Genomic DNA, 19406 nt, shown 5'->3' with positions numbered 1-19406 from the left:
CTAAGAGCAATTTATTTGGAGGTGGGATATTGCTCAGCATAAACTAGGGATATTTGGAATTTTGAACGTGAGATAGGGGTGCTGAGATATGGTGTATTTTAGGGATAACAAAGAGGAATTGTACGGTGAAGTCATACGAAATATTCGAATTGCAAAAGGATATAGTTTGGAAGATGTCTCAGAAGGGATTATGTCGTATTCTTTGTTATCTAAATTTGAGAGAGGAAGCACAATTATTACTGTGGATAAGTTTATTAAGATATTAGAAAAGTTGGATATAAGCTTACATGAGTTTGAACTAATCATTAACAACTATAAAGAAGCACCGATGCCGTTATTGTTTAATAATATTAAAAGATTATACAATGAAAAAAATCTATTTCTTTTAAAACGTTTGGAACAAAAAGAAGACTCTTTGTATAAAGTTTATGGGGAAGAAAAATATAAGCTGAATTCAATTGTGATTAATATATTACTAGATATTGTGACACATCAAAAGAAAGTCTCGGAAGTTTTTATTGAAGAATTAACGGAATATTTATTTTCTACGGAACAATGGACTCATTATGATTTATATTTATATTCTTTTTCTTTGCCAAGATTAAATATTCAAACAATTCTGGTGTTTTCTAAAGAATTGTTAAAAAAACCGTTCCTTTATACAGACTCTATTGAGTTTAAAAGAATGATTATAAAAATTATCTTAAGTACTATTTTTGTCTGTCTAAAATCTAGTTGTTTTGAAGAAGCTTTATTTTTTTTAGATGCCATAAGGCACCATGTGGAAACGGGAGAATTTATTTGTGAAAGAGCGATTTTTAAATATTTAAAAGGGTGCTTTTATTTGAAAACAGGAGAATATGTTACAGGGAAAAAAATGATGGAAGAAACAATCTTGATTATTAAATATTTTGATGAAGAGCAGGTTTTAGAATATATTAAAGAGCAATTTGTCATATAAGAAAAAAAATATAGGTTAAAGAGAAAACGATGTAAGATAGACAAGTAGCGGCCACTACGTAAAATGAGGAAGTTTATTAAACATGAAAATTTAGTTGAAATTTATTTATAGACATAAGCGTGTATGATTTTTTACTAAAAGTTTCATAATCAAAAGTAGAAGCAAGTGGGAAGAGAGGAAGCGTTCTCTCAAACTAAATAATAGGGGAAAAATTTAATGAAGACTGGAGTTTTTTTTATGAAGAAATTATTTTTAGGTTTTGCAATGGCAATGGGATTATTAGCTTTTTCGAATAGCACATCAATGAAAGTAGAAGCAAGTGAAGTGCAAGCACCAATGAAATTGGCAACAACGTTCAATTTAAATACTGATAATGAAAAAACTATTTCGAATAATTCAGGTGAATTAACAATCAAAAAACACAATAATCCATTAGTGCAAACTAGAATAGCGGATGATGTCTATGATTTGTATTATCATTCATTTGATGGAAAATTCAATTGTGGCTACCGCGCTGTAATCGCTAATAACATGTTTATTGATGTTGATCAACCATGGAATGAGTTATATGGAATGAATGTCCTTTATCAAACTTTAGGTATGGATTCTTCTACAAAAGCAACTTATTTTATGAATGTAGAAAATTGCTGGGGACAAAATTGGAATCAATATTTAGTTGGGGAGATTGACTACTTTGGAAGGTTAAACGTTCAACTGTTCCATAACTAGGTTGGAATAGAAAGGAGTTTGAAATGAACAAACAAAAACAACTTGCTACGTTACTTATTGCTACTGCTGTTTTAGCAGGTGGTGCTACAACGACTTTAGTCTATAACGAAACGGTACATGCTCAAACTGTCAAAGGCAAGAAAAATGTGTCAACCAAAAAAGTAGAAACACAAGATGACGGAAACTTTGATGTAACTACTGGCTGGGAATTAAAAGATTATACCAGTACATTGGATATCCCGGTAGAGAAAGTTTTTCTACAAAATGCTACAAGACCTAAGACAGAAGTTCACTATGCAAGTACGAATTTCTTTAATATTGGGGATGCTCATTTTTTGGCGGAAAAACATGTCAAATTAAAAGCAAATCGTACCTATAAAATTAAATTACTATATGGAATGAAGTTGACTGGAATGAAACCAGACAATCAGCCAGATGGAAAAGTTAACTTTAATGGTGACGAAAAAGTGGCTACTACTAATCCGTTAACAGACCAAGTATATCAAAAAACAATCACGACAACAAAAGATCAAGAATTTGTTATTTCTATGGAATTTCACTCGAATGATTCCTCAGGTGTTTTCCTAATGGTCGGCTATGATGGTGCAGATCCGGAAGGGGGAATTATCGAAGAAAGTATTCCAGCACCAACTGTCGAATCTCCAGAGGCTGGCACGACGCTAGTCAAAGGAAAAGCAATTGCTGGAAACAGAGTTCAGGTTATTGATCAAGATAATCAGCTTTTAGGTGAAAATATAGCAGATAGCAATGGAAACTTTGAAGTGGGTGCAAATCGGGCATTAGTTTATCATGAAAAAGTCAAAGTATTACAAATTGATACTGAAGGCGCTAAAAGTGATGCGACAACAACAATTGTGGAAGATACTACACCACCAGAGTCTCCTAAAATAACTGACATAGATGAAAAAGATCAAATGGTAAGTGGAACTGCTGAGAAGAATAGTACAGTTTCCATTTATAACCAAGCGAAAAAGCTTCTTGGAAGTGGGAAAGCTTCTGACCAAGGCGTTGTGAATTTCCACCTAGATGATACTTCAGCAAAAGCAGGAGATAGTTTAATTGCAGTAGCAGAAGATCAAGCAGGGAATAAGAGTAAAGAAACAGAGGTAGCGGTTACTTCTTCTGGAAGTAGTGACACCACAAGTAGTAGCTCAACGAGCGATACCACAAGTAGCACCTCAACGAGTGATACCACAAGTAGCACCTCAACGAGTGATACCACAAGTAGCACCTCAACGAGTGATACTACAAGTAGCACCTCAACGAGTGATACTACAAGTAGTACCTCAACGAGTGATACCACAAGTAGCACCTCAACGAGTGACACCACAAGTAGTAGCTCAACGAGTGACACCACAAGTAGCACCTCAACAAATAGTGGAGAGTCTGGCGGGTCTGGCACCGTGCCAACAAGTAGCGCGAACAATCATTCTGATAGCAATCACAATGGTGGAGCATCTCGAAAACTACCAAGAACAAATGAACAATCTAATTATTTACTTGTTACAATAGGCGGTATTTTATTAGCAAGTGTTGCCTGGATAATGAGTAAATTACGAAAGGAACAATAAGATGAATTTGAAAAATAAAGGAACAATCCAAAAACTAGTAACGATGGGGGTTATTGGATTAGCTTGTCCATTTGTGTTGCATACAAAACAAGTTCAAGCAAGTGTGACAAATCCTTTTTCTACACTGGCAAAAACAACGCAAGTAACGCCTATGCATCATTTGCTTTCGGAAAATCCATTAGTAAGTACAAATAAAAGTACAACTAGTGTAGCGGGAAAAATGGAGCCAAACTTTGATGTATCGACTGGTTGGCAAGTAAAAGATTATACAAGTACATTGGATATTCCGGTAGACAATGTCTTCCTTCATGATGCAACAAGACCAAATACAAAAGTTCACTATGCTAGTACAAACTTTTTTAACATCGGAGACTCTCACTTTTTAGCTGAGAAGCATGTTAAGTTAAAAGCAAATAAAAAATATAAAATCAAACTTCTTTATGGAATGAAATTAACAGCAATGAATCCAACTAATATGCCAGATGGGAAAGTTAGCTTTAATGGTGAAGAATTCACTGCAACCGAAAAACCTTTAACGGACCAAGTGTTTGAAAAAGAAGTAATCACAGATAAAGATCAAGATTATGTTATTTCAATAGAATTCCATTCTAATGATTCCTCAGGTGTTTTCTTAATGGTCGGTTATGATGAAAACGATAAAGATGGTGGGATTGTTGAAGAGTCTGCTGTAGATGCTCCAACTGTCACTGCACCTGAAGCAAAAACTTCGATTGTAACAGGTACGGGGGTAGCTGGAGATACAATCAAAGTAAGTGACAATAAAGGAACAGAACTAGGAACGGCAAAAGTAGATAAAGATGGCAATTATTCTGTAACAACAAATCGGGCGCTTAACTACAACGAAGAATTATCAGTTGTACAAATTGATAAGGACCAACATGAAAGTGATCCTGTGAAAACAACTGTAAAAGACACGATTGCACCAGAAAAACCAGTTGCAAATGACGTGGAAGTTTCAGACCAAAAAGTAGTTGGAACAGCAGAAGAAAATAGCACCATTGAAGTGAAAAATGAAGCGGGAGATGTAGTTGGTACGTCTAAAGCGGATGCTAATGGGAAATTTGATTTCAAACTTTCAAAAGCTGTTACTGCGGGAGAAATTTTAACCGTTAATGCCAAAGATGAAGCAGGTAACGTTAGTGAAGCAACTTCAATTAAAGTAGTAGATAATGTAGCACCAGTAGCACCAGAAGTACAAAAAATTATGGATACAGATACAACATTAAAAGGAAATACGAAGAAAGCAAACTGTAAAGTAACAGTAGAAATTGGGGATCAATATTTCTACGGGGATTCAGATGACAAGGGTGATTTTACAATTGACTTGCATCATGCGTATACAGCTGGGACAGAAGTAAAAGTCTTCTCTACGGATGCCTCAGGAAATGTTAGTCCAACAACAAGCGTTAAGGTTATGACAGATAAACAAACAGAAAAGCCTAAAGTGTTTAATTTAGGGGATAGTGATACAAACTTAAAAGGAAAAGCTGAAAAGAATGCAAAAGTTAAAGTAGTGATTGACGGTGAAGAATATGATGATCAAGTAGATGAAAATGGTCAATTCGATATTCAATTGAATCACACTTTTGCCAAAGGGATTCAAGGTACAGTTACTGCAACCGGGATTTCAGGAAAAGAAAGTGACCCAACATCTTTTGAGGTCATTGACAATACAGCACCGGAAGTACCAGTATTAAACAAATTTACGGATGTAGATCAAGAGGTTAAAGGAAAAACAGAAGCAAAAGCTACAGTAGATGTTTATTTGACTGATATCTTAACTGGTAAAAAATCTAGATTCCAAGGCACTGCCGATGACAAGGGTGAGTTTTCAGTGAATGTAGAGCGCACCTATGTGGCAAAATCACAACTAGAAGTAACCGCTACTGATGATGCTGGCAATACAAGTTCGTTAGCGACTGCAAAAGTGTTGAGTAGTAAAACATTAGATATGTCATTGCAAAGTGTGACAAGTCAATCTATGAAAGCAGCAGGAACCACTTCTAGAGCCAATGTTCATTACATGGTGAAAATCAAAGATCAAATTTTTGAGGGAGATTCTGATCAAAATGGTAAATTTGCCTTTGATCTTCCACATATGTATGAAGTTGGGACACCCATCCATATGAGTGCTACTGACGATGAAGATGCAACGCAAAAAGATGCAGTTGTACTACCAAGAACAGTAACAGTATCTAACTTACTTCCAGAAATGACGAATATTACAGGGGTTGGTGATCCAGATGCTGAAGTGACGATTACATTGACATCCTCAGATGGAAATGTGGATGAGACAATCAAAGCAAGCACAGATAAAGACGGCAAGTTTAAAGCTGATTTCAAACGTGCGCTTGTAATGGGAGATTCAGTAACTGTTACACAAGTTAAAAATGGTGTAACAAGTGATCCAGCACAATTCTTTATTGGAACATTTTAAGTAAGATTATGGTAAGGAGTTAAGCCTAAGGCCGGCGAACTCCTTGCTTTTTTCTATAATAAATTTAGAGGAGACGAGAAAGAAAATGAAGAAAATAATCATGGTTGCGTTTAGTTTAGTTTGTTTAGGAATTTTAGCACCAAAGATGACGTTTGCGAGTGAAACCACCGCATATCATATAGGAAGTGGAGGGGTTACCATACCACAGCCTCAGGTAAATGAAATAACTACTAAAGATACGCATTTGACCGGAACAGCAAACTACCCAGCTTTGGTTGTAGTGGTGGCAAATAATCAAGTGTACAAAGCAAATGTAGAGAAGAATGGTTCTTTTTCGGTAGATCTTGAGCAAACGTTTCCAGAAGGTACGGTGCTAACTGTTTACCAAAATCATAATGGTGAAAGTAGTGCGAAACTAATGGTGACAGTTAAAAAGGGTCAAGATATCAAACCAACTGCCCCGGTTGTTGACACGGTATATACAAGTAGCACACGTGTGACAGGGACTGCGCAAGCTAATCATGCGATTCATCTAACTCTTAGAGATAAATTATACTTTGGTAGGACAGATGATAGCGGAGCGTTTTCAATTAATATTGAAGAGAAGTTAAAAGAAGGGGAAGAAATTAGTGTTGTTAGTGAAGATGATGCAGGACAAGATAGTGAGCCGACAGTTGTCTATGTAAAATCGGACGACATCCCAACTCCCACGACGCCAACTGTAGATCCTATTTTTACAAGTAGTCTAAAAATCACAGGAACGGCCCAAGCTGATCATACTATCATTGCAACGATTGACGAAAAGCAGTATAAAGCGCAGTCGGATAGTTCGGGTGCTTATTCGATTACATTGGATCATACACTAAGCGTCAATCAAAAAGTTAGTGTAATCAGTGAAAAAGACGATGCCCAAAGCTCACCAGCGGTTGTGTATGTAAAAGATGATGATTCACATGATCTGAGCAAACCAGAAATTAATAACGTAACAGAAAATGATACAAGTGCGACCGGAATTGCTGATCCAAATGTCCATATTCACTTTCAAATTGGGACAGATAGTTACCAAACAGTTACGGATTTAGACGGGAAGTTCACCGTTCATTTAGATACAACTTATAAAGTGGGAACACCGATTGAGGTTTATGCATTTGATGATAAAGGCAATCAAAGTGAGACGCTAAAAACCGAAGTTGTAGCAGGAGCATTTGATCTGGGCATTGATTATATTACATCGGGTGATACCATTCTAACAGGTAATACAAAACCAAATGCAAAAATTACAGCTGTTGTAGGAGATCGTATTTATAACGGTGTTGCGGATGCAACCGGGCTGTTTGCTATTACGTTATCAAAAGCTTATGCAGCAGGAACCACTGTTACAGTGACTGCTACGGATCCTGATTCTGGTATATCTAATCAAAAATCGGTGATCGTTTATCCCAAGCTAGTTACGATTAATAGCGTCGCAGAACATGATAGTTCTATCACAGGGAAAGCAGATCCAAATGCAGAAGTAGAAGTAACTGTTTCAGGAAAAAGTTATTATGGAAAGGCAGATGCCGCGGGTTCATTTATCGTAAATGTCTCGTCAGAAGAGATCGTTTCAGGAAATGTGGTGTCTGTTTCACAAACGGTTAATGACTTACACAGTATGGTTGCTACAGTAACCGTGAATTAAGAATGGAATAAAAAGAGTGAACAAAAGATTAGGGCTCTTTTGTTCACTCTTTTTTATTCGGATAAGGGCTCGTCTAGTAAAAGACCAAATCCAAGCGCAATAGTTATCGCTTGTTCTTGATTCACTGTTAGACCTCTAAGCAATTCCTTAGAGAGTATGATTTGTTCAAACGTACAAGTAGAAAAATTTAATCCAGCTAATTTTGTCTGAAACCAAGTGCTACCAGTTAACTTATTTTTATAGAAAAATAAATGTTGCCAAGTAACCTCAGAAAACTCGCTATCTTTCAGAGAGTTTTCTTGAAAAGAAACGCTTTTCATGGTGGTGTAATTGAATGAACAATAATCCATCATACAATCAATAAACTGACAATCGCGCAAGGTGCTCTCTGCAAAATTGCAGCCAGTAAGCTTGCAATTTTTAAAAATAATTCGATGAAAAGAACCACCAATCCATTCGACGTTTGAAAGGTCACAATGATTAAAGATCACATCCATGCATTCAAATCGTGTGAAGTGGCTACCAGAAAAAAGACATTTGTTTAATAAGGTTTGTTGAAAATAAACCTGTGAGGTGTCTAATCCAACCCAGTTTTCATCTTTTAGTTCCAGTTGAAATAGATGCTGTTCGTCCTTTAAATAGTCAATCTCACCTAATTGTAAAGAATGTGGGATTTTGGGTAGTAGTGGGTCTTTTGCCATAAAATAATTCTCCTTTTAGCTATGTTACTGAAAAAGTTTTTCGAGAAATAGATTAACTGAATCAAAAAATAGGGGCTGTTGTTCCGTTTCTTTAAGGCCGGCTTTTTCTAAGCTTTTTCTAACCCCTAAGTTCATCGACGCAAAAATTACTTGTCGGTTAGCTGTTGTATGTTCTTCGTAAAATTCTAGTAGCATTTTTGCAGCGGTCACATCGATATTAGGCACGCCTCTTAGAGAAAAAATGATGGACTCTTCTTTTGGCAAATTGCTTAGTGCGCTATGTACTTTTTCGGAATTGACAAAAAATAATGGGCCCGTGAGATAGACAACTGTCCAATTTTCGGCAGAAGGATGTGCTTCCTTGCCCATTCGTGTTGGATCTACAGATTCAGTATTTACTTCAATTGTAGCACTTTTTCCAATGAAAAACACAAGTCCAACGATTACACCTAGTAAAATAGCCATACTTAGGTCAAGTGCAACTGTGGCGACCATTGTGACTAAGAATTTGACGATTCCACTAGTTAAGCGGTGAGAAAAGAGATAGTGAATCGACTCCCATTCATTCATACGCCATGCGGTGACAATTAAAACTCCCGCTAAAGCGCTTAGTGGAATATGCATCATGACAGGTGTCAAAATAAACATGGAAAGCATCAAGGTTACTGCATGAATGATTCCAGCAATTCTCGTTTGAGCCCCTGATTTGATTGCGACGCTTGTTCTGGCGATAGCAGCTGTTGCAGGAATCCCCCCAAAGAATGGCAGGAGCATATTCCCAACACCCTGAGCGACAAGTTCTTGGTTGCTGTCTAAATTTTTCCCAGTCATACGACTTGCTGAGGCACCGCAAAGCAAGCTTTCGATCATGCCAAGCACGGCAATGCTAAGTGCAGGTGCAATCAATTCTTTCATCAAACCTGGCTTGATGTTTTGGACACGCAAATGCTCGCTTGGGATGAGTGATGTCGGAATTTTGCCAACTTCTGGAACATGAATATGAAAAAACATCACTGCAGCAGTCGCTAGGATAATGGCCAGTAGTGATGAAGGGATGATTGCGTTCCATTTTTTGGGAAAGAACACAATAAACAATATGACACAAATTCCAATGATTAATGTTGGAAAATCAGGATGGAAACCTAATTTTGTGTAACTCCATAATTTAGCTAGTGCGGAGTCTCCTTCTGAGTGGACCCCAAATAAATTGTTAACTTGGCCTAAAGCAATAATGATAGCGATTCCAGAAGTGAAACCGGTAATAACAGATGAGGGAATCATATTAGTTAGTGTTCCTAACTTAAATATTCCGGCAATTAGTAAAAAAATACCTGCCATTAATGTCGCTAAGAACACGCCATCCATGTGGTATTTCGCAATTAAGGAAATTAAAATTGCAGACATCGCACCTGTTGGACCAGAAATTTGATAGAAGCCTCCAGATAAGGTTCCGATTATAAGACCAGCGATGATTGCTGTAATCAGTCCAGCTCCTGCAGTGGCCCCGCTAGATACACCAAAAGCAAGTGCCAGTGGGAGAGCAACAGCAGCTACAGTTAGTCCGGCCATTAAGTCTTTGAAGAACTTTTGACGAGAGTATCCTGAAAATTCTTCAGATAATAATTTTGTAAATTTCAAAAACATTTTCATCCTCCTTTTTCATTCATTTTTAGAATAGCATAAAAAAGAAGATCTTTAAATAAGATTTCACAATTAAAAAATTCAAAAATTACAGATGATACGTAGCTTTTGACAGTTTTTTTTGTTTGATCTTGATTATTTTCACAATCTACTGAATTTTAAAAAGGAAGACTTGACAAAGGAATAGTACGTGTTATAATGAGAAAGTTGAGAATTAAGCAGAAGCACCCGCTTCTCGCCTTACGTAGACGAAAGTCACTGGGCTAGATAGAATATAGTTTGTACAGAAGTTCTGTGCATATAGCTGTAATCGGTAGCGGGATCTTGAAAAAGACCTCGTTTTTTTCTGCATTTTTCTCTGAAAAAACTTGGAGGTGAATGACCATAGCAAAGGATATGATGGTGAACGACGGTATTCGTGCACGTGAGTTACGTTTGATTGCAGCGGATGGAGAACAATTAGGCGTTCGCACAAAAGTAGAAGCTTTAAAGATTGCAGAAGAAGCAAACCTAGACTTAGTACTAGTGGCCCCAACTGCAAAACCACCAGTAGCACGAATCATGGACTACGGTAAGTTTCGTTTTGAGCAACAAAAGAAAGAACGCGAAGCTCGTAAAAAACAAAAAGTAATCAATGTAAAAGAAGTTCGATTAAGTCCAACAATCGACGTAAACGACTTCAATACAAAATTGCGTAATGCACGAAAATTCTTGGAAAAAGGCGACAAAGTAAAAGCGTCAATCAGATTCAAGGGCCGTGCCATTACCCATAAAGAGATTGGTCAGAAAGTTCTAGTTCGCTTAGCTGAAGAAACAGCGGATATTGCCACTGTAGAACAAAAAGCGAAAATGGATGGTAGAAGTATGTTTTTAGTACTTGCGCCAAAAAATGAAAAATAAGCACTTAGATTTTGAGGAGGAAATTTGACATGCCAAAACAAAAAACACACCGTGGTTCAGCAAAACGTTTCAAACGTACGGGTAAAGGCGGATTGAAAAGATTCCGTGCTTTTACAAGCCACCGTTTCCACGGAAAAACGAAAAAACAACGTCGTCAATTACGTAAAGCAAGCATGGTTTCAAGTGGCGATTACAAACGTATCCGTCAACAACTTGCTCGCATGAAATAAGTAGATTTAAAAAAAGTAACAGAAAAATAGAGAAATGTAAGTAGAACTCAAGGAGGAATTTTATCATGGCACGTGTTAAAGGTGGAACAGTAACCCGCAAGCGTCGTAAAAAGGTGCTTAAATTAGCGAAAGGTTATTACGGTTCTAAACATACATTATACAGAACAGCAAAAGAACAAGTAATGAAATCATACAGCTATGCATACAGAGATCGTCGTCAAAAGAAACGTGATTTCCGTAAATTATGGATTGCACGTATCAACGCTGCAGCTCGTATGAATGGCTTAAGCTACTCAAAATTAATGCACGGTTTGAAATTGGCTGAAATCGACATGAACCGTAAAATGTTAGCTGATTTAGCAGTTAACGATGCTACTGCATTTACTGCATTAGCTGACCAAGCTAAAACAGCACTAAATAAATAGTCTTAATAATACTGATATAGAAGTATGAATCCCCACTCAAATGAGTGGGGATTTTTTTGTCTCAGATCGTGATTTTGTTCCATCACCAAGTGGAAGTGTGGTGTGATTTTGCTTTTTTTATGAGGAAAATTCTAAAAAGTCAAAATTTATATGTAGAAGCTGCTGAACTAGAAGTAAATCGTTCGAAGTTAAATGCAGTTTTTGAAATGCGTAGCAGTTTTATTTTTCGTCAAGATTTTGTGGAGTAGGTTCTTCCGGTGGATGACCAGGTAATGAAGTTGGTTATAGCAATTCAAAGAAAAAACTGAGGAAAAACTCCTCAGTTTTTTTGATTTTTAAGCCTATTCCTCTGGTTGAATCGTAGAAGGGATTCCGCATTGATAGGTCTTTCCGCCAAGTGTCGCTAGATGCTCTTCTTTGGCTTTTTGTAAATATTCGGGTTGTTCAAAAGCATCTATTGCTGTCAAAGCAAGGGCTTTTCCGGCAGTTAAGATACCCTTGTGGGCGACGGAAGATTTACCATTTGCGACCCATTGCCAACTGTGAGCAGAAGTACCATGAGGCTCGCATGCGATGTGGACTTGGGCAGTTGGAACGACCCAACTAACGTCGCCAACATCTGTTGAACCAATAGCTTCTGGAGTGAATTTTAGCGGGTACAGTTCACTATTGATTGGCATAGAGGCGATGTTTTTAATTTCATCTATTGATTTTTCCGGAAATTCAGCAAGCGCTTGTTGCAAAAGCGTTCGTTTTACGTTTTCAGGAACAGTGTCAAAATAGTTTTGTTCATAGTGGATCTCTTCTGGGGAAAACTCAAGTGGCGTAAGTAACTCCAAGTTTTTGTGCATCAAGGTAGTAAAAGTTTGATTGGGGATATAGTCCAAACAAGCAGAATCTAGCTTGATTTCTAGCTCTGTTTCGGTCATAAGAGCAGCTCCTTGTGCAATTTTGTTGACGCGCTCAAAAATTTCAGTTGCTTGCTCCATTTTAGGCGCACGCACGTAATAGAAAAGTGAAGTGCTGGACTGGACAACGTTTGGGGACGTGCCGCCTGCATCTTTGTAGGCATAATGGATACGCGCTTCTTGCATGATATGTTCACGTAAGTATTGAACTCCAATATTCATCAACTCGGCAGCATCAAGTGCGCTACGTCCGAGCTCTGGAGAACCCGCTGCATGTGCAGCTTTTCCGTGGAAGTTATAGTAAACATGGTAAACAGCTAAGTTTGTGTTGCCCCATGCTTTGGTTTGATCGCCTGGATGCCAACTTAATGCTAGGTCCAAATCATCAAACACGCCTTCTCGAGCCATATAGGATTTCCCGCAGCCTCCTTCTTCAGCAGGGCAACCAAAAAGTTTAATGGTACCACTATGACCGGTTTGCTTCAGGTATTCTTTTACGCCAATAGCCCCTGCAACTGAACCAATTCCTAAAAGATTATGGCCACATCCATGACCGTTTGCGCCTTTCTTTAAAGCTTTTTCCTCGGCTAAATCAGCGATTTGGCTGAGATTTGACAAAGCATCATATTCTCCTAAGATCCCTATGATGGGTTTGCCACTACCAAAAGTTGCGATATAGGCGTGTTTCATACCGGCAACGCCTTTTTGGATGACAAAATCTTCCTCTTCCAATACTTTATAATGTTCTTGAACTGATTTTTTTGTTGCAAAACGTAGTTCAGGAGTTTCCCAAATATTGTCCGCCGCAGTAGCTAATTTTTCTTTTTTACTTTCGATAATGTCCATAATCTCTGTTTTGTTCATAGCTAGGTTCCTCTTTCGTTAGAATTTTCTAATAATATAGCTGAATGATATGTCATAAAACATTACGTGTCAAGAGTGTTTTTTCTAAAAAAATGTTTATTTTTGAATAAATAAAAATTTAATTTTCTCTTTGTTATTAAAAAGAAAGAAGTAACAACGGGGATTACCTATTCGATTCCTTATATAAAGGGAATTGTACAAAACTGAATTGTTATGTAAAAAAATAAATTTTCAGAAAACTCAGAAAATGGATTGACAAATAAGAAGTGTATCCATATAATGTGTCATAAGTTATAACATGAAAAGTAGCTGCTTTTATTCGTATCACAATAGGGAGGAAAAGTATGAGTTATGAGGAATGGGAATATTTTTTAGAAGAAAATTATGCAGAAATGATAGAAAATCGTCGTTATTTGCATCAGTATCCAGAATTATCCTTTCAAGAAACGAAAACCCGAGCTTTTATCTTGGAAAAGTTGAAAGAGTATGGCTATCAAGACATTCAGGAAAATGTTGGGAGTGGAGGAATTATCGCGACACTGGATACCGGGAAATCGGGTAAGACATTAGGATTTAGAGCAGATTTTGATGCACTTCCAATACAAGAAGAGACTGAATTTGATTTTTCATCAAAAATCCCAGGAGTAATGCATGCATGTGGTCATGATGCCCATACTGCAACCTTGCTAGGTGTTGCAAAACTTGCAATCAAAAAAAAATCTGGACTGAAAGGGAAAATTTTATTTATTTTCCAACCTGCTGAAGAGCTTCCTCCTGGAGGCGCAAAAGAAATTGTGGCTTCCGGTGTTCTGGATGAAGTAGATGAAATTTATGGCTTGCATGTTCGTGGCAACCAAAAATATAACGGCAAAATCGGATATTGTCCGGGCTTTGCAATGGCCGCGAGTGATATCTTTGAAATCAAAATTCAAGGAAAGGGTGGACATGGAGCTTCCCCACATACAAGTGTTGATCCAACCGTTATCGCTGCTTTTTTGATTCAGCAATTACAAACCCTTATTTCAAGAGAAAAAGATCCAGCCAAATCTGGTGTTTTAACCATTGCGGTTTTTCAGTCGGGCAGTAAGGTGAAAAACGTGATTGCTGATACTGCAACTTTAAAAGGCACTGTTCGAACTTTCAATCATGAGATTCAAGCAATGATTGAGCAAAGAATGAAAGAGATGACACGCTTAATTTGTGAAGCATATGGTGCTTCGGGAGAAGTTCAGTATCACAGAGGTTATCCAGCAGTCTACAACCATCCTAAAAATACCGAATTAGTAGCGAAGTTGTATGAAGCACAGTACGGAGAAAAAGCGGCAGAGGAGGTAGCGCCAGCGATGGGGGGAGAAGATTTCGCTTATTATTTAAAGGCAAAACCAGGTACATTCTTTTTTGTTCCAGCTGGAATCCCAGAACAAACAGTTAACTACCCGCATCATCATAGTAAATTCTCAGTAGATGAGCGTTCTATGCTTGTTGGGGCGAAAGCATTTTCGCTGATTATTGTGCACCATCTGACCGATGAAAAAATCGAGCTGGAAGCGAGGGGGAAAAAATGAGTTTACAAGAGTGGATTAAAACATTAGAAGAAAATAGAGAAGAAACACTATCTAACAGACGCTATTTACACGAACATCCAGAACTTTCATTTGAAGAAAAGGAAACCTCAGCTTTTATACGCAATCAATTACAATCTTATGGAATTGAGGATATTCGTACTAATGTAGGCAATGGATACGGGCTAGTAGCAACGATTCACGGAGAATATCCAGGGCCAACGATTGCTTTAAGAGCGGACTTTGATGCACTCAAAATTACGGAGGAAGCAGATGTTTCGTTTGCATCAAAGAACACTGGTGTGATGCATGCGTGTGGACATGATGTTCATACCGCAGCCTTGCTTAGTGTGGCAAAGGTACTCCAACAGTTTCGCTCTCAGTTAAAGGGATCTGTTGTATTGCTTCACCAAAATGCAGAAGAGGTCGTTCCAGGAGGCGCAAAAAGCATGGTCGAAGCTGGTGCACTCGATGGTGTAGATTATGTGTTTGGCATCCATGTTTCATCTGGATTGCCAGCAGGTAAGGTCGGGTATTGTGTCAACTATGGATCGGCTGGTTCAGATAGTTTTGTTATTCATATACAAGGAAAAGGCGGACATGCAGCACGCCCTCATCAAACGCATGATGCCATTATTATCGCAAGCCAAATTATCACCAATTTACAAACAATTGTCAGCCGAAAAGTTGATCCTGTTCAACCAGCTGTGCTGACGTTTGCCAGTGTAGATGCTGGGGGAGAAGCAGCGAATGTGATTGCAGATCGAGCAGATATTTACGGAACGATTCGGACATTAAATGATTCTGTCCGAAAATTTATGAAAAAGCAATTGTATCGTTATTCAGAAATAACGGCAGAAGGTCAAGAAGGCGAAGTTGCAATTGACTTTATCGATGGTTACCCTTCTATTATCAATACCCCTGAAGAAGTAGATTTATTGGTTGGAGTTTTACATGACTATTTTGGTAAAGAAAATGTTGTAGAAATTCCCGTTGGCTTAGGTGGAGAAGATTTTGCCTATTACCTAAAAGAAAAACCAGGAGCATTTTTCTACGTAGGCGGTGAGAATGAGGCAATAAAAGCAAATTATCCACACCATCATCCAATGTTTAAGCTGGATGAACAATGTTTGTACCAGTCTGGGGAAGCGTTCTTGGCTTTAGTTGCTAAGTATTTGCTTTAGAAAAACAGAAATAAGTTTGTGGAGGAGTTGCGATGTTAAAGTATATTGTCAAACGAATTTTAATCACGATTCCAGTTTTGTTGATGGTTACCATCTTTTGTTTTGGGATTGTGAATTTAGCGCCAGGTAACCCAACTGATTTGTATTTATCAGAAAATGCTACCGCACAGCAAGTCGCACAAATGAAAGAAAACTTAGGCTTAAATCAATCTGTTCCCGTTCAATACATCAAGTGGCTAGGGAATTTGTTACAAGGAAACCTAGGGATTTCATTTTCATCGCGTGTTCCTGTTTTAAGTATTTTGCCTTCTAAAATTTGGGCGACGGTTCAGTTGATGCTTGCGACGTTAATCGTATCTTATTTAATCGCCATTCCACTAGGGATTCTCTCTGCTAAAAAACAAAATACTTTGGTAGACAATGGGATAACCGGGATTTCATTTCTAGGAATTTCCATCCCCAACTTCTTTTTTGGATTAGGCTTGATTTATATTTTTGCATTAGAGTTAAAATGGTTGCCAACCGGTGGCATGAGTACGCTTGGTGGTGCTGATGGCTTTGGGGATCGCTTGTCTCATCTTGTCATGCCTGTTTTGGTCCTGTCAGCCTTTTATTGTTCGAATATGATCCGCTATGTTCGGGCTAGTATGATTGGTATTTTTGAAGAAAATTATATGCGAACAGCTACTGCTAAAGGTTTGAAACCATCCTTGATTTTAACAAGGCATGGACTTAAAAATGCACTTGTTCCGATGATTACAGTTATCAGCTCAGATATCCCCAAAATGCTTGGTGGAGCAATTGTTACAGAACAAATCTTTCAATGGCCAGGAATTGGTCAATTAACCATTTCAGCCATTAATTCTAGAGATTACCCGGTGTTGATGGCCATTAATTTGTTAGCGGCCATTGCGGTATTGGCATTTAATCTCATCGCTGATGTTCTATATGCGGTAGCTGATCCAAGAATTCGATATTGAGGAGGGTGTATATGGAAGCTGCAACAAAATTTGTCCCAGTTTCACCAAAAAAAATAGAAGAAATGGAACGAATTAGTCAAAATCAAGGGATTGTCCCAAATGAAGATGGTTTTTTAAAGACCATAGTGAAACGATTCTTAAAAGATAAACTTGCATTAATAGCGTTGATTTGTTTGCTCGTTTTGATTTTAGTCGCAATTTTTTCCCCTCTTTTGGCTCCTTATAATCCAAATAAAACGATGGGGTACTTTGAACAAGCACCATCAAGTAAATTTTGGTTAGGAACAGATGAGGTGGGTCGTGATGTGTTGAGTCGCTTGATATATGGTGCGCGAGTTTCGTTGATAGTAGGGATTCTTTCCGTTGTGATTTATGGAATTATAGGCACAACGCTTGGTTTACTCAGTGGCTTTTTAGGTGGATTCTGGGATGCGGTAATTATGCGTTTGACAGAGGTTTTTATGTCTTTTCCATACTTTATGGTCATCTTAGTTATTGTCAGTCTAATTGGCCCAAGTATTTGGACCGTAACACTGGTCATTGGCTTGCTCGGTTGGCCAATGTTGTGTCGCTTGGTTCGTGGAGAAGTGATGAAACTTAAACATGCAGACTATGTCCAAGCAGCTATTGCTTCTGGGTATAGCACGCTTCAAATCGTATTTAAACATATTTTCCCTAATGTCTTGTCTTTGATATTAGTCAATATGACTTTTGGAATTGCGAGCTCAATCATCACGGAAGCCTCTTTGAGTTTTTTAGGTGTCGGAGTGCAACCTCCAACCGCTAGCTGGGGGAACATGATGTCAAATGCGCAATCTTTAACCGTCCTTGCTTCACAATATTGGCGTTGGTTACCAGCTGGAATATGTATTTTAATCGCAGTCTTGTCTGTAAACTTTTTTGGAGATGGTTTAAGAAGAGCCATTGAAGGAGAAAGTAAATAATTGAATGGGGGAAACAAGATGAAGGGACAAAAAAAATGGGGGCTTTTTATAGGAGTTTTAATGGGTATCGTTTTGATATTAACTGGTTGTGGAGGCAATTCAACATCTTCATCTAGTAGCTCGTCTGCTACGTCAAGTAAAAAAGATACATTATACGTGGGGTTGACCAATGCCCCAGGAGGCTTTAATCCAGTCAATGCAACCGATACAGCTGCTCAGTGGTTGTTACGTTTGATGTACCCAACGTTGATGGATCAGCCTGAATCATTGAAATTTGAAGGGAATCTAGCAACGAGCTTTGATACTACCGATAATCAAACATTTACTGTCACATTACGTAAAGGAGCAAAATGGTCAGATGGGCAAGCAATTACTGCTAATGATGTTGCTTATACGCTCAACCTTATTGCCAATCCTAAAGTCGAAACATCTTTTGGCGTAAATATTTCTTCGCTAGACGGGGTCAATGAATCAGGGAAAATTACTTCTGGTAGCTCTATTTCAGGGGTCAATGTGGTGGATGATCAGACCTTGACGCTTAAGACCAAAGTTCCAGTTGATCCTAATTATATTAAAGAAATGATTGGATTTAATGTGTGGATTGTGCCTAAACATGTTGTAGAAAAATATGATGCGGCTACTCTAAGTAGTTCGGCTTTTGCCACTAATCCAACGGTTTCTGGGGGCGCATATAGCTTTGTGAAATATGAAAAGGAATCTTATGTCCAGTTGAAAGCTAACAGTAACTACTACAAAGGAAAAGCGAAAATAGAAAATATGTATGTCAAGATACTAACTGGTACAAATCTTGTAACGGAGCTACAATCTGGTGGTGTCGATATGGCCGCAGGTGGTGGAATTGGAGTGATTCCAGTTTCGGAAGTAGATACGCTTAAAAAGGATAGTAATCTAACCTTTAAAGAATATCCAGGCTTTGCTACACAATTTATGTTTATTAATAACGATAAATTCAATAAAGACGTTCGCTTGGCGATGACGTATGCAATTGACAGAGAAGCGATTGTTAAACAATTGTTTAAAGGCAATGCCGAAGTTTTACCTACAACCTTTACTACTGCTAGTGCTTATTATGATAAAAGTCTAAAAGCAATTCCGCATAATGTGAAGAAAGCAAAAGAATTGCTAAAACAGTCTGGTTTTGACACAAATCAAGAAATTGAAATCACTGTCCCAAGCGGAAACAAAGCGCGAGAGCAATCAGCAAGCTTGATCGAACAAAATCTAGAAGAAGCAGGCTTCAAGGTTAAACAAGTCTCATATGATTTTGTGACAGCACTAGCCAATGTCAAAAAAGGCAGCTATCAACTAGGATTAATTGGTCTGGCCCTCAACTCTGATCCGGATCAAACAGCGTATTGGTCTAAAGCTGGTACAACAAATTTAAGTCGTGTTAATGATGAAACGCTTGAAGCATTAATAGAAAAAGGCAAAAGCTTGACGAGTCAAACAGAAAGAAAAGCTGTTTATGATGAAATCCAAGAATATCAAAAAGATAATGCATTTGCAGTCGGTTTATATGCGGATTATCAATACAAAGTTCAAAATAAAAATCTAAATGGAGGAATCAAAAAATTCTGGGTGGGTAGTTTCTCAGATATCCAAGATTGGACGAAAAAATAGAGAAAAAA

Annotated in this window: 17 protein-coding genes; 14 read left to right on the top strand and 3 right to left on the bottom strand. The window is 37.9% G+C overall.

Annotation, left to right across the window (positions count from 1 at the left end; genetic code table 11):
• The first annotated feature begins 88 nt into the window (after positions 1-88).
• From CBF30_RS09845 to CBF30_RS09825, 5 genes are all read left to right on the top strand, one after another.
• Positions 89-961, top strand: coding sequence for a helix-turn-helix domain-containing protein (locus CBF30_RS09845; RefSeq protein WP_126826049.1), 873 nt, complete (start codon positions 89-91; stop codon positions 959-961).
• 237 nt (positions 962-1198) lie between these two features.
• Positions 1199-1690: a DUF5626 family protein gene (locus CBF30_RS09840; RefSeq protein WP_126826046.1), complete on the top strand. Its 492-nt coding sequence runs from the start codon at positions 1199-1201 to the stop codon at positions 1688-1690.
• A gap of 23 nt (positions 1691-1713) precedes the next feature.
• On the top strand, positions 1714-3282 hold the full coding sequence (locus CBF30_RS09835; protein ID WP_126826043.1) for an Ig-like domain-containing protein: 1569 nt from the start codon (positions 1714-1716) through the stop codon (positions 3280-3282).
• Between the two features lies 1 nt (position 3283).
• Positions 3284-5740, top strand: coding sequence for an Ig-like domain-containing protein (locus CBF30_RS09830; RefSeq protein ID WP_126826040.1), 2457 nt, complete (start codon positions 3284-3286; stop codon positions 5738-5740).
• Between the two features lie 85 nt (positions 5741-5825).
• Positions 5826-7418, top strand: a complete 1593-nt coding sequence (locus CBF30_RS09825; RefSeq protein WP_126826036.1) for an Ig-like domain-containing protein — start codon at positions 5826-5828, stop codon at positions 7416-7418.
• Between the two features lie 53 nt (positions 7419-7471).
• Here CBF30_RS09825 and CBF30_RS09820 read toward each other — a convergent pair whose 3' ends face one another.
• Together CBF30_RS09820 and CBF30_RS09815 are read right to left on the bottom strand one after the other, a co-directional pair.
• The gene (locus tag CBF30_RS09820) at positions 7472-8119 is read right to left on the bottom strand and encodes a pentapeptide repeat-containing protein (protein WP_126826033.1); all 648 of its coding nucleotides are present in this window, start codon (positions 8117-8119) and stop codon (positions 7472-7474) included.
• A gap of 24 nt (positions 8120-8143) precedes the next feature.
• Entirely contained in the window at positions 8144-9763 is a 1620-nt protein-coding gene (locus CBF30_RS09815; RefSeq protein ID WP_126826030.1) for a SulP family inorganic anion transporter, read from the bottom strand.
• Between the two features lie 375 nt (positions 9764-10138).
• On the opposite strand from CBF30_RS09815, the gene infC reads away from it, so the two are divergent.
• From infC to CBF30_RS09795, 4 genes are all read left to right on the top strand, one after another.
• Positions 10139-10660: a translation initiation factor IF-3 gene (infC, locus tag CBF30_RS09810; protein ID WP_126826027.1), complete on the top strand. Its 522-nt coding sequence runs from the start codon at positions 10139-10141 to the stop codon at positions 10658-10660.
• 29 nt (positions 10661-10689) lie between these two features.
• The gene (gene rpmI / locus CBF30_RS09805; RefSeq protein WP_126826025.1) at positions 10690-10890 is read left to right on the top strand and encodes a 50S ribosomal protein L35; all 201 of its coding nucleotides are present in this window, start codon (positions 10690-10692) and stop codon (positions 10888-10890) included.
• A 65-nt stretch (positions 10891-10955) separates the two neighbouring features.
• On the top strand, positions 10956-11315 hold the full coding sequence (gene rplT, locus CBF30_RS09800; RefSeq protein WP_126826022.1) for a 50S ribosomal protein L20: 360 nt from the start codon (positions 10956-10958) through the stop codon (positions 11313-11315).
• Between the two features lie 56 nt (positions 11316-11371).
• The gene (locus tag CBF30_RS09795) at positions 11372-11563 is read left to right on the top strand and encodes a hypothetical protein (RefSeq protein ID WP_126826020.1); all 192 of its coding nucleotides are present in this window, start codon (positions 11372-11374) and stop codon (positions 11561-11563) included.
• Between the two features lie 93 nt (positions 11564-11656).
• On the opposite strand, the gene CBF30_RS09790 is transcribed toward CBF30_RS09795, so the two are convergent.
• Positions 11657-13087 (bottom strand): M20 family metallopeptidase, encoded by a 1431-nt coding sequence (locus CBF30_RS09790; protein WP_126826017.1) that lies wholly within the window; start codon positions 13085-13087, stop codon positions 11657-11659.
• A gap of 344 nt (positions 13088-13431) precedes the next feature.
• Between CBF30_RS09790 and CBF30_RS09785 the strand changes: the two genes are divergently transcribed.
• From CBF30_RS09785 to CBF30_RS09765, 5 genes are read left to right on the top strand one after another with little or no spacing between them, the layout of a single operon-like run.
• Positions 13432-14652, top strand: coding sequence for a M20 metallopeptidase family protein (locus CBF30_RS09785; RefSeq protein ID WP_126826014.1), 1221 nt, complete (start codon positions 13432-13434; stop codon positions 14650-14652).
• The gene (locus CBF30_RS09780) at positions 14649-15833 is read left to right on the top strand and encodes a M20 metallopeptidase family protein (protein ID WP_126826011.1); all 1185 of its coding nucleotides are present in this window, start codon (positions 14649-14651) and stop codon (positions 15831-15833) included. The genes CBF30_RS09785 and CBF30_RS09780 overlap by 4 nt, the downstream gene beginning before the upstream one ends.
• A 32-nt stretch (positions 15834-15865) precedes the next feature.
• Complete coding sequence (locus tag CBF30_RS09775; protein WP_126826008.1) at positions 15866-16813, top strand: ABC transporter permease; 948 nt, start codon at positions 15866-15868, stop codon at positions 16811-16813.
• Between the two features lie 11 nt (positions 16814-16824).
• Positions 16825-17757 carry an ABC transporter permease gene (locus CBF30_RS09770; RefSeq protein WP_126826005.1) on the top strand — a complete coding sequence of 311 codons (933 nt, stop codon included), beginning with the start codon at positions 16825-16827 and terminating at the stop codon, positions 17755-17757.
• Positions 17758-17775: 18 nt separating this feature from the next.
• Positions 17776-19398 carry an ABC transporter substrate-binding protein gene (locus tag CBF30_RS09765; RefSeq protein WP_126826002.1) on the top strand — a complete coding sequence of 541 codons (1623 nt, stop codon included), beginning with the start codon at positions 17776-17778 and terminating at the stop codon, positions 19396-19398.
• Positions 19399-19406 lie beyond the last annotated feature (8 nt).

The sequence above is a fragment of the Vagococcus entomophilus genome, from assembly GCF_003987595.1.
Taxonomy (GTDB): domain Bacteria; phylum Bacillota; class Bacilli; order Lactobacillales; family Vagococcaceae; genus Vagococcus_E; species Vagococcus_E entomophilus.
The sequence above is the reverse complement of the archived record's forward strand: the minus strand, read 5'-3'. Positions and strand labels throughout refer to the sequence as shown.

Excerpts from the sequence above, each read along its gene's own strand:
- CBF30_RS09830 (WP_126826040.1), top strand. The coding sequence starts at position 3,284 with ATGAATTTGAAAAATAAAGGAACAATCCAAAAACTAGTAACGATGGGG.
- CBF30_RS09825 (WP_126826036.1), top strand. The coding sequence starts at position 5,826 with ATGAAGAAAATAATCATGGTTGCGTTTAGTTTAGTTTGTTTAGGAATT.
- CBF30_RS09835 (WP_126826043.1), top strand. The coding sequence starts at position 1,714 with ATGAACAAACAAAAACAACTTGCTACGTTACTTATTGCTACTGCTGTT.
- CBF30_RS09780 (WP_126826011.1), top strand. The coding sequence starts at position 14,649 with ATGAGTTTACAAGAGTGGATTAAAACATTAGAAGAAAATAGAGAAGAA.
- CBF30_RS09770 (WP_126826005.1), top strand. The coding sequence starts at position 16,825 with ATGGAAGCTGCAACAAAATTTGTCCCAGTTTCACCAAAAAAAATAGAA.
- rpmI (WP_126826025.1), top strand. The coding sequence starts at position 10,690 with ATGCCAAAACAAAAAACACACCGTGGTTCAGCAAAACGTTTCAAACGT.
- rplT (WP_126826022.1), top strand. The coding sequence starts at position 10,956 with ATGGCACGTGTTAAAGGTGGAACAGTAACCCGCAAGCGTCGTAAAAAG.
- infC (WP_126826027.1), top strand. The coding sequence starts at position 10,139 with ATGACCATAGCAAAGGATATGATGGTGAACGACGGTATTCGTGCACGT.
- CBF30_RS09820 (WP_126826033.1), bottom strand. The coding sequence starts at position 8,119 with ATGGCAAAAGACCCACTACTACCCAAAATCCCACATTCTTTACAATTA.
- CBF30_RS09775 (WP_126826008.1), top strand. The coding sequence starts at position 15,866 with ATGTTAAAGTATATTGTCAAACGAATTTTAATCACGATTCCAGTTTTG.
- CBF30_RS09845 (WP_126826049.1), top strand. The coding sequence starts at position 89 with ATGGTGTATTTTAGGGATAACAAAGAGGAATTGTACGGTGAAGTCATA.
- CBF30_RS09790 (WP_126826017.1), bottom strand. The coding sequence starts at position 13,087 with ATGAACAAAACAGAGATTATGGACATTATCGAAAGTAAAAAAGAAAAA.
- CBF30_RS09815 (WP_126826030.1), bottom strand. The coding sequence starts at position 9,763 with ATGTTTTTGAAATTTACAAAATTATTATCTGAAGAATTTTCAGGATAC.
- CBF30_RS09840 (WP_126826046.1), top strand. The coding sequence starts at position 1,199 with ATGAAGAAATTATTTTTAGGTTTTGCAATGGCAATGGGATTATTAGCT.
- CBF30_RS09765 (WP_126826002.1), top strand. The coding sequence starts at position 17,776 with ATGAAGGGACAAAAAAAATGGGGGCTTTTTATAGGAGTTTTAATGGGT.
- CBF30_RS09785 (WP_126826014.1), top strand. The coding sequence starts at position 13,432 with ATGAGTTATGAGGAATGGGAATATTTTTTAGAAGAAAATTATGCAGAA.